The 15,315-nt window shown below is 33.7% G+C and carries 12 protein-coding genes; 3 read left to right on the forward strand and 9 right to left on the reverse strand.

The window, feature by feature from the left end:
- Positions 1-125 precede the first annotated feature (125 nt).
- Positions 126-956, reverse strand: coding sequence for a lamin tail domain-containing protein (locus tag ACKX2A_RS08045; RefSeq protein ID WP_415328856.1), 831 nt, complete (start codon positions 954-956; stop codon positions 126-128).
- Between the two features lie 185 nt (positions 957-1,141).
- Here ACKX2A_RS08045 and ACKX2A_RS08050 point away from each other — a divergent pair, with 185 nt between their 5' ends.
- Positions 1,142-4,357: a hypothetical protein gene (locus ACKX2A_RS08050; RefSeq protein ID WP_415328857.1), complete on the forward strand. Its 3,216-nt coding sequence runs from the start codon at positions 1,142-1,144 to the stop codon at positions 4,355-4,357.
- 132 nt (positions 4,358-4,489) lie between these two features.
- Here the strand turns inward: ACKX2A_RS08050 and ACKX2A_RS08055 are convergent, their stop codons facing one another.
- Positions 4,490-6,460, reverse strand: a complete 1,971-nt coding sequence (locus ACKX2A_RS08055; RefSeq protein WP_415328858.1) for a T9SS type A sorting domain-containing protein — start codon at positions 6,458-6,460, stop codon at positions 4,490-4,492.
- 196 nt (positions 6,461-6,656) lie between these two features.
- Here ACKX2A_RS08055 and dusB point away from each other — a divergent pair, with 196 nt between their 5' ends.
- Positions 6,657-7,655: a tRNA dihydrouridine synthase DusB gene (dusB, locus tag ACKX2A_RS08060; protein WP_415328859.1), complete on the forward strand. Its 999-nt coding sequence runs from the start codon at positions 6,657-6,659 to the stop codon at positions 7,653-7,655.
- 67 nt (positions 7,656-7,722) lie between these two features.
- On the opposite strand, the gene deoC is transcribed toward dusB, so the two are convergent.
- The 5 genes from deoC to ACKX2A_RS08085 form a co-directional block, all read right to left on the reverse strand.
- Positions 7,723-8,469 carry a deoxyribose-phosphate aldolase gene (gene deoC, locus ACKX2A_RS08065; RefSeq protein WP_415329433.1) on the reverse strand — a complete coding sequence of 249 codons (747 nt, stop codon included), beginning with the start codon at positions 8,467-8,469 and terminating at the stop codon, positions 7,723-7,725.
- A gap of 3 nt (positions 8,470-8,472) precedes the next feature.
- Positions 8,473-8,943, reverse strand: a complete 471-nt coding sequence (locus ACKX2A_RS08070) for an Lrp/AsnC ligand binding domain-containing protein (RefSeq protein ID WP_076444787.1) — start codon at positions 8,941-8,943, stop codon at positions 8,473-8,475.
- 40 nt (positions 8,944-8,983) lie between these two features.
- The gene (locus ACKX2A_RS08075; protein WP_415328860.1) at positions 8,984-9,919 is read right to left on the reverse strand and encodes an endonuclease; all 936 of its coding nucleotides are present in this window, start codon (positions 9,917-9,919) and stop codon (positions 8,984-8,986) included.
- A 376-nt stretch (positions 9,920-10,295) separates the two neighbouring features.
- A complete protein-coding gene (trmD, locus tag ACKX2A_RS08080; RefSeq protein ID WP_415328861.1) occupies positions 10,296-10,973 on the reverse strand; it encodes a tRNA (guanosine(37)-N1)-methyltransferase TrmD in 678 nt (225 codons plus the stop codon).
- A complete protein-coding gene (locus ACKX2A_RS08085) occupies positions 10,970-12,232 on the reverse strand; it encodes an NAD(P)/FAD-dependent oxidoreductase (RefSeq protein ID WP_415328862.1) in 1,263 nt (420 codons plus the stop codon). Before ACKX2A_RS08085 ends, trmD begins: the two co-directional genes overlap by 4 nt.
- A 75-nt stretch (positions 12,233-12,307) precedes the next feature.
- On the opposite strand from ACKX2A_RS08085, the gene ACKX2A_RS08090 reads away from it, so the two are divergent.
- Complete coding sequence (locus ACKX2A_RS08090; RefSeq protein ID WP_415328863.1) at positions 12,308-13,159, forward strand: glycoside hydrolase family 25 protein; 852 nt, start codon at positions 12,308-12,310, stop codon at positions 13,157-13,159.
- A 200-nt stretch (positions 13,160-13,359) separates the two neighbouring features.
- Here ACKX2A_RS08090 and ACKX2A_RS08095 read toward each other — a convergent pair whose 3' ends face one another.
- Both ACKX2A_RS08095 and ACKX2A_RS08100 read right to left on the reverse strand, forming a co-directional pair.
- On the reverse strand, positions 13,360-14,490 hold the full coding sequence (locus tag ACKX2A_RS08095) for an 8-amino-7-oxononanoate synthase (RefSeq protein WP_415328864.1): 1,131 nt from the start codon (positions 14,488-14,490) through the stop codon (positions 13,360-13,362).
- 45 nt (positions 14,491-14,535) lie between these two features.
- A complete protein-coding gene (locus tag ACKX2A_RS08100; protein WP_415328865.1) occupies positions 14,536-15,051 on the reverse strand; it encodes a DUF1761 domain-containing protein in 516 nt (171 codons plus the stop codon).
- Positions 15,052-15,315 lie beyond the last annotated feature (264 nt).

A 15,315-nucleotide genomic window follows, 5' to 3' on the forward strand; every position in this document is an offset into this window, starting at 1 on the left:
AACTCATTAAAACAAGATTTTTAATAAAAATATAAATTTATATGTAAAGAATAAATTAAAAAAAACAGCCGCTTCATTGAAGCGGCTGTAGAATAACTAGGAAATATTTTATAGTAAATATTTTATTAATCTTTCAAGATTTTTTGAGAAACCGGTTTGTTGTTTACTGTTCCGGTTACAATATAGTTACCTTTTTGTAATTCTGCAACATTCAGAGATTCATTTTCTCTTACAGAAGCTGTTTTTACAACCTGTCCGAACATATTGTAAACTTTTACATCCTTCACCTGAGTTCCGAAAGTGATTTCTTCTGTCGTAACAAAAGTATTTTTTACGAAGTTTGATTTTGCTGCAGATAAGTCTGAAACAGCTAAAGTACCATTACTTGAGTTTTTAGGAGTTGGTGTTCCGGCAGTGAAGTCTGTACCATTATTATTTGTATCTCCTGCAAGTCTTGCAATTGAAGTTGTATTTGAAGGTGCAGGTGCAAAAGTTCCCTCAAAATAGCTAGCTGTAGATCCATATCCAACAAAATCTATAATATTAGACCCTGTAGCAGCAGTAGGTGCAGTATTATCAGTAGTTAAAGCAAGTTTTCCTGCAGTTCCTGATAAATTGATCGTTCCTACAGAATCAGGAGTAGGTAAATCGCCACCGGCAGTTCCCGCACTACCTTCCTGAAGAAGATATGTCTGCCCCGGAGCTAAAGTAATATTAGGTAAAGCATGGTTACTATTACCTCCATTGAAATTTCCTGTTGCAGACGCATACTGCAAGTAAGCTCCCGTTAAAGTAACAGATGTAGATCCGATATTTTTAAGCTCTACAAAATCATACTTATAAAGAATAGCCGAATTACTTCCACCACCTGCTCCATAGATTTCATTAATTACAATTTGTGCATTTGCAACAGCAGATACAGCAACTATACCCAAAACTGTAAAGATTTTTTTCATGATTTAAAATTTTAATTATTAATAATTTACATAGCAAAATTACAGCTATTTTTCAATACAATACAATAATTGAATTAATTTTTTGTTAATAATGTTAAAACCCTTCTCGTTAACATTTTTTAGTTATTTTTACCAATTATTTAGAAGGCTTGCGGAATTATTTTCTATTATTCGTACTGTTTTTCATGGGCATATTTTCGGGTAATGCTCAGGTGTTTTCGTGGAAAAATCCCAACCTACCGCAAGACAGTATAAAACAGGACAGCATTATTCGGCAGGACAGCATTCTTGCTATGAAATTTGAGCAGGATATTTTTGCAAAGGACACCATGGATTTTGTAAAAACAAGCAACAGGGTTGTGGTAGATGAAGCCGTTCTTGCAAGAAATGATAAAAAAAGATTTTTGGGAGAATTAAATTCCAAGGGTTCGATTATCCGAGGGATTACCTTTGGAAATAATCAGGGGCAGTCTGTGCAAAGCTCAATGGATTTGCAGATTTCCGGTCGGCTTTCAAAAGATGTAACCATTTTAGCAAGTATTTCAGACCACAATTTACCAATTCAGGCGGATGGATATACGCAAACACTTGAGGAATTCGATAAAATTTACATGCAGCTTAATATTAAGGATAAATCTATTCTTAGAGCAGGGCATTTGGATTTGGTAGAAGCTAAAAATTATTTTGCCAAATTCCAGAGACGAAGCATGGGACTCGAATTTCAGACGGAATTTGGAAAAGAAAATAAAACTTTTGTTGATGTTTCATTAGGTGTAGCGCGAAGTGAATTCCATAGAATTCGTTTTCAAGGGGTTGAAGGTAACCAAGGTCCTTATCGTTTGACAGGGAAAAATGGGGAACAATTCATTACTTTGATTTCGGGCTCCGAACAGGTCTTTATTGATGGAATTTTAATGAAACGTGGTGAAAATCAAGATTATATCATTAATTACAATACAGGTGAAGTTACATTTACCAGTTTCCGACCGATTTTCCAGCAGAATTTCATTACAATATCTTATAACTATACCAATAGAAATTATTCCAGATATTTATTTACTGGAAAAGTTGAGCATAAGAGAGAAAAATTGAAACTAGGCTTAAACTGGTTCATGGAAAATGACAATAAAAACGCCCCACTTTCTTTAAATCTTTCACCTGAAGACGAACAAATTTTAGCCAACGCAGGAAACAACCCTGATTTGATGTACGCTCCTTCCGGAGTTGTCACAGAATATGATGTAAATAAAATTCTTTACCGATTGGTTCAAAGCCCAAATGGAAATTATTATGAATTTTCAACGGATCAAACTCAGACCTTGTATACTGTTTCTTACACGTATTTCGGGACGAATTTAGGAGATTATAAAATTACGCAAACAACTAATAACGGACGTGTTTTTGAATATGTTGGTCCAAATTTGGGAGATTATCGTGCCGTAAGAAAATTGCCTTCTCCGGAGAAATCTCAAGTATATTCATTAAATTCTGAATATCTTTTGAAAGACGGAAAAATAGGGGCAGATATTTCATTGAGTAATTATGATGTGAATTTATTTTCGTCAAAAGATTCCAATCAAAATATTGGATATGCGTGGAGAATTTTTGGAAATAAAACATTTACAAAAAACAGCTGGAAAGGAACTCCGAATTTCGAATATCAATATATCGACAGACAATTCCACATTTTAGATCGAATCAATGATGTAGAATTCTCGAGAGACTTCAACCTTGCTCAGGAATTTAGCGGAAGAACTCAAAACAGATTTATTTTTAGCTTTTTAAATAAATGGAATAATAAATCGACCCTAAACTATAGAATCAATTATCTGGATGAGCAAGATTCTTACAAAGGGATTAAAAATGATCTTGATTTTGGATGGATTAAAGGTAAATTTTTCACAAAAGGAAATCTTTCTTACTTAAATACAAATGCAACGCTTCAGGATACTAAATTTATCAGAGGGGGTGTTTCTACTGAATTTACGGGCAAAAAAGGAAGTTGGGCAGTCGGCGGAAGCATGGAGCACAACGAGAAAAAATACAATGACACCCAGTTGATGGATGTGACAAGTTTCAGTTGGAAAGAACTTTTTGTTCAGAAGAAAATCGGCGACAGTACCCGAACAAAATTATTGGCGAAAGTTTACATGCGTGACAATGACTCTGTACGTGATAACAGGCTTCAAAACATGAACAACATTTTAGGTTTCATGGCAGAAAGTCAACTTATCAAAAATGAGAAAACTACATTGAACGTGTTGCTTCATTACAGAAAATTCTTCTATCAGAACCAAGATGTTGATGTTTCCAGAAATAATGATTTTGTGGTTGGAAATATACTTTATAATCAACAATTATTCAGAAATGGAATGCGTTTGCAGGCTTTCTATGAGCTGGGAAATGGGCAGGAAGCACAAAGAGAATTCCAGTATATAAAGGTAACAGATGGACAAGGTATTTACAAATGGACAGATTACAACGGCGATGGAGTTCAGCAGCTTGATGAATTTGAGATTGCAGAATACTCAGATTTGGCTCAATATATAAGGGTTTATACTAATTCTGTACGGTATATCGCTTCCAATAAAAATAAAATTCAGTTGGCTTTATTTGTGAATCCTTCAGTTGTATTTAATTCTGAAAATAAATTCCTAAAGCGTTGGAATTTCAATATTTCTTTGAATTCACAAAACTCTTTCTATAAAAAGGATAAGGTTTTAGTATTAAATCCTTTTGAGAAAAATGATGATCAGATCCTTAAAAATCAGAATATTTTAGCGTCGGTACAATTTAGTCCGACCGAAAAATCAGGATGGAACGGAAATTATCGTTTTATTTCGAATGACAATTTAATTAATGCCAATTTCAGCAATGAAGAAAGAGAGCAAATTTCACATTTCCTGAACATTGGATATTGGTTTAATAAAGAATTCAGGATCGATTGGGAAAACTCTGTTCATGACATTCAAAATTCATCGCAATTGTTTGCAACGAGAGATTACCGTTTAAATAATTTTGAGACCAAGCCAAAAGCAACTTATAAATTTACCGATGCAATTCAGGCTGAGCTTTCATCCGCTTTCCGTCAAAAAGACAGAGTGGATGGTGAGGAGTTGTTGAAAGCTTTTGATGTTACAGGAACGATTCAGTGGGAGCGTAAAAAGACGACCATCAGAGGTAATTTTTCTTTTATTAATAATGATTTTACAGGAAATAATTTCAGTATCGTCGGAAACCAAATGCTGGATGGTCTGAAGCCTGGTAAGAACCAGGTTTGGAGTGTATTTATTCAACAGGCTATTAATTCTTTCTTACAGTTAAATTTAAATTATGAAGGAAGAAATTCCGGAGATCGTACGATTCATATTGGAAGTATGCAGGTAAAGGCGAGCTTCTAATGTATGTTTCTTAAACAGATTCCGCTGTTTTGCATAGACCATTACTCATAATTATCAGAACTAAAAACAAGATATAAAAATCCCTGATTCAAAATGAATCAGGGATCTATATTAAAGTTCAAATACTAAATTTTATCTTTTAAGAATTTTAAGAGACTCAGAATTTTTGTCTGAATTTACTTTTAAAATATACATTCCCGGAGATAATTTTCTTAAATCTACAGAACCTTTTTCTGCATTTATTGTTTCATTCATTACTCTTTGCCCGGCTGCGCTGTAGATTTCAATATTTCTGATTTTACTATCGTTTGTGATGTTTAAATAATCAACAACAGGGTTTGGATAATAGCTGATTTTACTACCTTTCGTACTCACATCCTGAGTTGCCAGAACAACAGCAGTGAATTCATATCCACCTAAATCAGGAGTTGTTGCACTTCTAGGATTATTATCCGCATCTACAGTTACATCTGCTACAAAAGTTCCTTTATTATCCAATGCCGAATTTCCTGTTGTTGCTAAATGGAAATCCGAAGCAGAAACAAACGACGGCAAAATATTAAGAGAATTTACGTTTCCTCCAAAGCCAGTCTGAATATCTGTTAAAGTAGCTCTTGCAGAACCAATAAATCCAAGATTTGCTCCTGTAGAATAATAATCATTATAATTAATATTAGAGAAAACAGTATTCGCTGCACTTGAGTAGATTGTATATCTATCTCCTGCTTGAGTTTGAGTATTTACAAAAATATTATTTCTTAAATCAATGGCACTAGCTGTTGTAATTGTGGATAATACATTCAATGCAGAAGGTCTACCAGAAACGGTTTGGCTTGCATCCATTACAACCGTATTGTAATAAATTTTATAACCCGCGCCAGTTCCAACTACGATTCCATTTCCGTTATCGTTTACACCTCCTGTTGTAACATACCCGTATCCTGCTACTCCACTCACGATATTATTGGCAATTAAAGTATTTGCAGCTGTACTTGTAGATGCAACATAAATTCCCTGTGCACCATATCCGCTTACATTGGTATTTTTAATAGAAGTGATCTTATTTCTGTCAATAATAACACCATTAGTCAAAGTACCTGCAACATAAATTCCACTGAACAAAGTTCCAGTACCACTTGAAGTAAAATTATTGATATTATTACCTCTAATAATAATTCCTGCAACCGGAGATGCCCCCGTATTTCCAGATGTTACAGAAATACCAGTTGCTCCACCTGCTCCTGTTCCTGCGTAGCCAAGATTAGTAATTGTATTGGATGAAATGGTAGTGTTTACTGTTCCTGTAGCCAACCAAATTCCTCTTTTGATTTCCGCATTGGCAGTTTCAAAATTTCCAATAGTATTATTTGATACCGTTGCTCCGTCCAAACCTTGCAGATAAATCCCTACAAGTCTGTTGGCATCTGCTCCGGAAGTACTGAAATCATTACCTGTAACTAAAGTATTTCCTCCATTTCCAGCAGCAATAGCCGTAAACAAGTACAATCCTATATAAGATTTTTTAATTGAATTGTTTTGAATCGTAACATTATTAAAATATCCTCCTGTAGGAGTTGTATTTCCATCATACATAATAAATGCAGATGATGTGTTGATACCATTTACGATATTTAAGTTCTTAACAACAATATTAGTATTTGCAGCAGCTGCAGTAGTTGCGATAAAAGTAATAACCTGCGGACCTGTGGTTGCTGTATTCGTAAATGTAAGATCTCTCGTTGTACCGGATGCAGTATTACTTCCGTCTAATGTAACATTACTCCCAAGAATTCTTACCAATGCAGCACTTGCAATACTTCCTGAAACAGTCGGAGTTGTAGCTGCTGCAGGCTTCACAACTACAGATGTGTAACTTGTAGTTCCTCCACTCGCATTTAAAACTGCTGTTGCTGTCTCTGTGGTATTCGCTGTAATACTGATATTGATAGCTCCCTGATGTGTTCCAGCATTAATAGCGTCGAAAGCACCTTTTAATGTGGTATAAGTTCCTGTCGTTGTGCCTGCCGTGGAGGCAACATTCACTTGTGCTTGAAAATTCACAGCGGCAAATCCCGCCATAAAGCAAAATAGAAGTTTTCTCATAGATATTATTTTTCTATCTTAAATATATGTAAATTATTTAATAAAAATTCAAATTAATTTAAAATTAAATACCACAAAAACCATAAACACACCAAAACCCTAATAAATTAAGAGTTTTTAACTAAATTAAAAACTCCAATAATATCCACTTATAAACTCTATCAAGACATAAAATAGAATTTTGTAAATTTGCGCCATGATAAAAATTGGCAATATAGAACTGCCGGAATTTCCGCTTTTACTTGCACCGATGGAGGATGTAAGCGATCCTCCGTTTAGAAGATTATGTAAAATGCATGGTGCAGATTTGATGTATTCTGAATTTATCTCTTCAGAAGGTTTAATTCGTGATGCCATCAAGAGTAGAAAAAAGCTGGATATTTTTGATTACGAAAGACCTGTCGGAATCCAGATTTTTGGTGGAGATGAAGAAGCAATGGCCATGTCTGCAAGAATTGTGGAAACTGTAAACCCCGATTTAGTTGACATTAATTTCGGATGTCCTGTAAAAAAAGTGGTTTGTAAAGGAGCCGGAGCCGGAGTTTTGAAAGACATCGATTTGATGGTTCGTTTAACAAAAGCTGTAGTAAGTTCTACAAGTCTTCCTGTGACGGTAAAAACTCGTTTAGGCTGGGACAGTACCTCTATTAATATTGATGAAGTTGCAGAACGTCTTCAGGAAACAGGAATTAAAGCATTAACAATTCATGCGAGAACCCGAGCCCAAATGTACAAAGGTGAAGCAGATTGGGAACATATTTCAAGAATTAAGCAAAATCCTAATATCGAAATTCCAATTTTCGGAAATGGTGATATCGATTCTCCAGAAAAGGCTTTAGAATACAAACAAAAATACGCTTGCGACGGAATTATGATTGGTCGTGCAGCGATTGGCTATCCTTGGATTTTTAATGAAATTAAACATTTCTTTAAAACCGGAGAACATTTACCTGCTCCAACCATTGAAGACAGATTATTGGCTGTTCGTCAACATGCAGAATGGAGTGCAGAATGGAAAGGTGAAAGATTAGGTTTAGTCGAAATGCGACAACATTACAGCAATTATTTCCGTGGTGTTCCTCATTTCAAGGATTTCAGAAAAAAATTCTTAGAAGTATTTACACTAGTAGAAATGGACGCTTTAATTAAAGAAACTCAGGAATTTTATACCGAATATTTAGCTCAACAAGCTTAAGAATAAAAACCCATCAAAATGAATTGATGGGTTTTATTTTGCATTATTTAAAATAAATTAATTTTTATTAATAACCTTCCGAAGCAGATTGATTTGTAATTAAACCTAATGCTGAAGAAGTTCCTATTCTCTTTACGCCCATACCAATCATTTTTTCGGCATCTTCGGGAGTTCTTACCCCTCCTGCAGCTTTCACAGGAAGTTTTCCGGCATTATCCAGCATTATTTTAATCCCTTCAAATGTTGCTCCGTTAGACTTTCCACCGGTAGTTTCATAAAAGCCTGTTGAAGATTTTACGAAAATTTTCGATAAGTCGTTTTCAGAGAAATTCTCTTCCGCCCAATTGGAAATATTTTTAGTAAGATCTGCAATTTGTTCATCCGTTAAAGCTGCAATTTCGATAATCCATTTTGCAACTTTATGATGTTCTAAACACAATTGTGTGCATTTTACAAATTCTTCTTTTACTAAATTTAAATCTCCTTTCAGATAAGCATTATAATTAATGACAAAATCCAGTTCATCGGCTCCGTCAGAAATTGCTTTTGTAGCTTCTGTCAGTTTTTCATCAATGGAATACGTTCCTTCATGAAAACCAATTACAGTTCCTACCACAACATTTGAATTCTTTTCCTGAATATACTTTTTGATTTCAGATACATAATCTGGTCGGATCATCACGGCAAAAATCCCGTTATCGATCGCTTCCTGAGCAAGATCTTTATCTTTCTGTAAAGTTTCTTCGTCTGAAATCCCCGACTGAGCAGGAGTTTTCAGATATGTTGAATCCAAATATTGAGCAATATTCATAATCTGTTATACTTTCAATTGTCTGTAAATACCTTGTTCCAAAGATATGAAAGTTTCTGTTCTTGTAACGCCTTTTAGTTTCTGAAGTTTGCTAAGGATTTGCATCAAATGATCGTTGTCCTTACAAAGAACTTTCAAGAAAATAGTATAATTTCCTGTTGTATAATGAGCTTCCACAACCTCATTAATATCTTTTAGAGATTTTACCACTTCAGGATAGTGGCTTGGCTGATCCAAAAATACACCGATATACGAAATCACTTTGTAACCGATTTTTTTAGGATTAAGGAATGAAATTGAATTTTCAATTACTCCTGCATGTTCCAGCTTTTTAATTCTCTGGTGTACAGCAGTTGTTGAAATTCCAACATTTTTCGAAATGTGAGCTAATGACGTTTTAGCGTTATCCATCAACATATAGATAATTTCTTTGTCGATTGAATCTAAATGGTAGTTTGTGTTGCTTGAATTTTTCATTTTCTACTTTTTTTTATTATTTATGTTTTTACGTTGGTTTTTAAAAACTTTTAAACTTCACGAAAACAGGAAAATGATCGCTGTAACCTCCCAAATACCGTGTACCTGCATAAGTTCGGAAGGGTCTGCCTTCAAAATTCCTTCTGTGACTGCTTATTTTTTCTGAACTGAATACTTCCGCATTCAGAAAAGACAGCACATTATTATCATTGAAGAGCGACTTCGATAATATGATCTGGTCAAACAGCAGTCCAGACTTATAATGAAAAGTAGAATAATTTCTTGTGGAAAACAACTGCTGGAAAGGATTTTCTAATACTTTGCCATGCTCGTCGTCATAGAGAATTTTTACTAAATTTTCATCATCCGGGTTTTCGTTAAAATCACCACACAGTATTACATGTTCTTTCTCTTCATTCACTATATTCATGATTCGCCCCCGAATCTCGTTCAATATAAAAGAGCGTTTTGGTCTGTTAATATCTTTCTCGCGCTTAGAGGGAAGATGGGCGATAAAAATATTTACAGTCTCTCCTTTATATCTCACTTTTGAATACAGTACATCCCTAGTTGTGTCGTAGTTTTCAGTGTTTTTATTATTTATTTCAAAGAAGAAGGTAATAGTTTCTGAGTCTATTATTTCCACTTTGGTTTTATCATACAAAAAAGCTACATCTACCTTTCTTTCATCCATAGAATTGTAGTGAACAATTCCATACTCAGAATTAAAAGGCTCCATCTGCACAAGGTCTTCCAATACTTTCCTTCCGGAAACTTCAGATAAACCGATCATAAATGGCAATACACCATTTTCCTCCTTCATCAAATGAAAAACATGTGAAATCTTATGAAGTTTGTTCTTATATTTTCTTTCGTCCCAATTCCTTAGTCCTGATCTTGTAGGATCTAATTTATGTTTCGGAATTGGATCCGGTAAAAATAAATTTTCAACGTTGTAAAAACTGAACAGCTCCATCAACACGCTTTTCTAAATTAATTAAAATTCACATCTTAATTTCAGAATGTAAATTTATTATTTTTTTTAATATATCATTAATTATTTTATAAAATTTTCATATTAATTTTATATTCAAAACATATCTTTTTATATGAAAAATAATAACCATAACTTAATTATGTGATTAAAATTTTTAATCTTTCTAATATATCACCTATTAAAAACAAAATAAAATAATATATTTTTTTTGAAAATCTTAGTATAAAATTTATTATAATAAGATTAAACGAATAATCTTTTAATCGTAAAACAGATATTAGCAATTATTATTCCATTTTTTAAAGTGTTTATTCAAAAATTAAAAAAAATTACTCTGAATGGTAAAACTTAGCAACTAATTTCCCAACAAATCGGGACGTTTTTCATTCGTAATTCTTACGGCTTCATCGTGACGCCATTCTTCAATCTTAGCAAAATTTCCACTTAAAAGAACTTTTGGAACATCTAAACCTTTATAGGATTCGGGTCTTGTATAAATCGGTGGCGACAACAAATCATCCTGAAAACTGTCTGTTAATGCACTTTGCTCGTCATTCAAAACACCCGGAAGCAAACGAATCACAGAATCTGCCAAAACACAAGCTGCCAACTCTCCACCGGTAAGAACGTAATCTCCGATTGAAATTTCTTTTGTTATATGTAAATCTCTCACACGCTGATCGATACCTTTATAATGACCGCATAAAAAGATGAGATTTTTTTTAATAGAAAGTGTATTGGCTATTTTTTGATTTAAAGTAACTCCGTCTGGTGTAAGATAAATCACTTCATCATATTCTCTTTGAGATTTTAGTTCTGAGATGCAGTTATCCAAAGGCTCCACCATCATTACCATTCCGGCTCCTCCTCCATAAGGCTCGTCATCAATCTGCCTTTTTTTATTAATTCCCCACTCTCTCAAATGATGAAAATGTACTTCTGCCAATCCTTTATCCATCGCCCTTTTCAAAATAGAAGTTTTGAATGGGCTCTCCATCAATGCCGGAAGTACGCTTATAATATCAATTCTCATTGTACTGTTTCGTTTTTCTTATTTGGCGAAATTATTAATCTTAAAGAAGAATCTTTGTTGAAATAACTCCACATCCAGTTAAAAAATACTGCAAGTTTATTTCTTACGCTCAAAATCAACATTAAGTGTAAAAACATCCAAAAATACCAAGCCAAAAAACCTTGGAATTTAATAAATGGTAAATCAACAACAGCTCTGTGTTTTCCGATGGTTGCTAATGATCCTTTATCATCGTATTCATATTCAATCCAATCTCCAGAAGTTTTCTTTAAAAGATTTTTTCCTAAATTTTTCGCCTGATTAATTGCTACGTTTGCAACCTGAGGATGACCTTGTGGGTATTTTGGAGTTTCCATGTAGGCAATATCTCCGATTGCATAAATATTTTCGTAACCTTTTATTTTATTAAATCTATCTACTATATATCTGTTCTTAACTAAATTTTCTGCGGGAAAACCGTCAACAACATTTCCCGTAACCCCGGCTGCCCAAATTACATTGTTGGAAGCGATTTCTTTTCCGCTTTTCATGTAAACCTTATCGCCATCGTAATCCGTCACATATTCCTGACTAAGAAAAGTCACTCCCAGGTCTTTCAGATATTCTTCAGATTTTGTCTGAGCTTCAGGACTCATCACTGCCAAAGGTTTTTCAGTAGAACTTACCAAAATGATTTTAAGATGATCGAAATTCATATAAGGATAATCTCTCGGAAGAATTTCCTTTTTCATTTCGGCGAAAGCTCCAGCCAATTCCACTCCTGTCGGTCCGCTTCCGACGATTACAATATTCCAGTTTCCATCGTCGCTTCGGCTTTTCTCTAGAATCAGTTTTTCAAAAGTCATTAAAACATGATTTCTAATACCGATGGCTTCCTGAGTATTTTTCATTCCGAAAGCTTTGCCTTCAAGATCTTTATTACCGAAAAAATTAGTTTTACAACCTGTTGCGATCACCAATTTATCATAACTGAATTCAGCTCCGTCGCAAATTACTTTATTATTCGCTGCATCAATTTCCTTAACTTCCGTTAAACGAAACTGCGTATTTCTGGAACGTTGAAAAATCTTTCTGAATGGGAAGGAAATATTGGAAGGTTCGATCCTTCCACACGCTACCTGATAGAAAAGCGGTTGAAACATGTGATGATTTACTCGATCCAGAACAATTACTTTTTTGTTTTTATTGTTCAATGTTTTTGCAAGTTGCAGCCCCGCAAAACCTCCTCCTATGATGATGACTTTTTCGCGTGTTTCCATAGTGACAAATTTACTGATTTTATTTTAGCATTTAGTAGTAAAAAAAGTTAGTTTTGTAAACTTTATTCACAAAAGATGTACAGCAAAAAGACCGCCAAAAAGATCCATAAAAAACGTCGAAAGAATTATTTTTTCCGCCGGAAAGTGGTGTTGGCAATTCTTGTCATTGCATTAATCGGAACGGGTTTATACCTTAAGCAATCAATCAGTTACTATTATGCGCTGTACTTTAATAAATTCGTACATAAAAAGCTCCACAACAACGAAACCGAAACTTTAAGAATTCAAAAAATTCTCTCTAATAATCTTGATAAAACATATGGTTTTGATATTTCTCATTATCAAAATAAAGAAGATATCAAATGGGATAGCTTAACCATCGGAAATAAAACAATTCCTCTCGAATTTGTTGTCATGCGTGCAACAATGGGAAACCGAAGTGCCGATAAACATTTTAATGATTTTTGGGAACAGGCAAAGAAACAGGATTTGATTCGCGGGGCTTATCATTTTTACAGAGCAGATGAAGATCCCGTGATTCAGGCGAATAATTTTCTGGAAAATGTAAAATTGGAAAGCGGAGACCTCCCGCCAATTCTTGATATTGAGAAAATTCCAAGACGCAAAACGAATAAAAAGTTGGTAGAAGACCTGAAAGTCTGGTGCAAAATCGTGGAGGAAACGTATGGTGAAAAACCAATTATTTATACGTATTATCATTATTACAAGGACTTTTTGAAAGGTGAATTTGATGATTATCCTTTGTGGTTAGCGAATTATAATGATGTTCCTACTCCATCACCTGACGCGGATTGGGATTTTTGGCAGTTTACGGAAAACGGAATTGTGCATGGAATCAATACGAAAGTGGATTTGGATATTTATAATGGGAGTTCTTGGTCTTTGAAAAGGTTGACTCTGGATTGATTTACATGTTTTGGCTAAAGCCAATTCGGATATTTTTAAATTGTTAAACGGGCTAAAGCCCGTTTCTATTGATCTTCACCTTTGTTTTATTTTCTTTTCTCTCGCTGATTTTGCTGATTACTCAGATGATTGAGAATATTTTTAGAATTAATTCGTTTTTTATTTGTGAAAATATTTGTGCAATTCGAGTTTAAAACAAACTATTTAAAAGGTTTTCGTTGAATCCATTCCGTTTTTGGGGAAAGTGACTGAAAAATATTTTTCATGAATGGGTTTAAAGCAAAATTATTGTGTTTGATTAATCCAAAAATATCAACCGGTTCTGCACCGATGGTTGATTTTATTTCTAAAGCTGTTCTTCCGAAAATTATTCTTTTGAATTGATGATTAATTCCAAACTCCACCATATCAAAAAGCATATTCAGATAAATCTGTTTTTCTTTCTGCAATTCTTTGTTATAGCCTAAAAAATAGGTATCGATATCCTCATTATTTAAAATTAAAGTATAAAAACCAATCAGTTTTTGTTCTGAAAAATATCCGAAGATTTTGAATTTATCCTTTAAATTTTCCTTCATGCTTTCAAAATGATTTTCGGCAAGGAAAAATGTGTTGAAAGGTGCATTTTCAGCAACATTTTGATAGAGAAGATTCATTTCAATTTGATGTTTTCTTATTTCATCGCAAGCCAATTCATGTTTTTCAATTCTTGAGAGTTTTTTCTTTGCGGTTTTTGTTCTCGCTTTATATTTCTTAGAAAAATCGTTTACATAACTTTCAAAGTCCTGCCAGTTTTCTTTGATTTTCAACATCATATTCGGCTGAACAGAAAATTTAAAGTAAGCTTCATGCTTTTTATCCTGAAAATATTTAACAAAATTCGACTGATAATCTTTATAAATTACCAACGACGTTTCCCTTATTTCCTTCTGCATTTTACAAACCGCTTCATCCAACAACGGAATAACCTTTTCCAATGTAATCTTTGAACCATCAAAATAAAATCCATTTTGTCCTGTTAACATATTATTGCCGAGAATCATGACATCTTTGCTGAACTGTTTCGCAAAAAAATTTCGGACACTGCACCAAACTTCATTTTTCTGAAAAGTTTTATGCTGAATAAAATTTAAATATTGAAATAAAGCACCACCAATTAATTCATCTTTCTCAAAAAATCCCATGAAATAACATTCCATATTTTGAGGTTTTGAAATTTCAAGGACACGAAAATATTCTTTGGAAAGCATGATATTATGATCTCCAATGACAGCATTCCAACTTTCCGGCAATGCAGAAGTTGTGTTGTAAATTCTTAAATTATATGACATAAAAAAGGCCACACAAATGTAGCCTTATCTTTTTAAACCGTTAAATTATTTTTGCGTAACCCAGTAAAAGCCGTCCACAGCGTACCAACCACAAACAATTCCGCCCATGATGGTAATGGTGATGGTCCAAAATCCGGTGTTAATCATTGTATATTTCCACGATTTTCTTTCAAACATTGCATTAATGGCAATCATCGGAAATACAAAGAAAATTCCAGCCATAAAAGAATGCAAAGCACCATGACCAAAGGAACGGTAAGCCATTCCATAATCTTTCATAAAGGCTGCATAAGATTCTTTTGCATTCATTTCGTCGCCTCCAACCATTCCCATCGCTCCAAATTGATGGATGGTAATCATTTGTAGGAAAAATGCCATCAACGCAGACAACATCAGGGAAAAAATGAAAACGCCAATCATTTGACCTTGCATTTGATCTTGTGTAAGTCCGGCTTCTTTCATCCAAATAGTGCCGAAAAGTTTTGGGTGATACCAGATAAATCCCATGATCAAAGGGATAAGTGCGGCTACAAGAATAGCCCAAAAGTTAATTTCTACCATAGTTTTAATTTTTTAAATAATCATTATAAAGCTACATTAAAAATCAATACAAAATACATTAAAATCAAATATTTAATAACTTTAATTAATATTTGACAAACAAAAAGCTATTTAATGAATAATAATTTAAATATTTTAAAATTTAATTACTAATTTAAATTCAAGCCAATTGATTTTAAAACTCCACATGATTGCTTATTTATCTGGATCTTTCTTATTTCATTTTCGTACTTTTGCGGCTCAATTTTAATTAAATTAAACCAA

It is taken from the genome of Chryseobacterium sp. MMS23-Vi53 (assembly GCF_047651245.1).
Classification (GTDB): Bacteria; Bacteroidota; Bacteroidia; order Flavobacteriales; family Weeksellaceae; genus Chryseobacterium.

Bases quoted from the DNA above. Each gene is read 5' to 3' on its own strand.
- ACKX2A_RS08045 (WP_415328856.1), bottom strand. From the start codon at position 956: ATGAAAAAAATCTTTACAGTTTTGGGTATAGTTGCTGTATCTGCTGTT.
- ACKX2A_RS08050 (WP_415328857.1), top strand. From the start codon at position 1,142: ATGGGCATATTTTCGGGTAATGCTCAGGTGTTTTCGTGGAAAAATCCC.
- ACKX2A_RS08055 (WP_415328858.1), bottom strand. From the start codon at position 6,460: ATGAGAAAACTTCTATTTTGCTTTATGGCGGGATTTGCCGCTGTGAAT.
- dusB (WP_415328859.1), top strand. From the start codon at position 6,657: ATGATAAAAATTGGCAATATAGAACTGCCGGAATTTCCGCTTTTACTT.
- ACKX2A_RS08070 (WP_076444787.1), bottom strand. From the start codon at position 8,943: ATGAAAAATTCAAGCAACACAAACTACCATTTAGATTCAATCGACAAA.
- ACKX2A_RS08075 (WP_415328860.1), bottom strand. From the start codon at position 9,919: ATGGAGCTGTTCAGTTTTTACAACGTTGAAAATTTATTTTTACCGGAT.
- trmD (WP_415328861.1), bottom strand. From the start codon at position 10,973: ATGAGAATTGATATTATAAGCGTACTTCCGGCATTGATGGAGAGCCCA.
- ACKX2A_RS08085 (WP_415328862.1), bottom strand. From the start codon at position 12,232: ATGGAAACACGCGAAAAAGTCATCATCATAGGAGGAGGTTTTGCGGGG.
- ACKX2A_RS08090 (WP_415328863.1), top strand. From the start codon at position 12,308: ATGTACAGCAAAAAGACCGCCAAAAAGATCCATAAAAAACGTCGAAAG.
- ACKX2A_RS08095 (WP_415328864.1), bottom strand. From the start codon at position 14,490: ATGTCATATAATTTAAGAATTTACAACACAACTTCTGCATTGCCGGAA.
- ACKX2A_RS08100 (WP_415328865.1), bottom strand. From the start codon at position 15,051: ATGGTAGAAATTAACTTTTGGGCTATTCTTGTAGCCGCACTTATCCCT.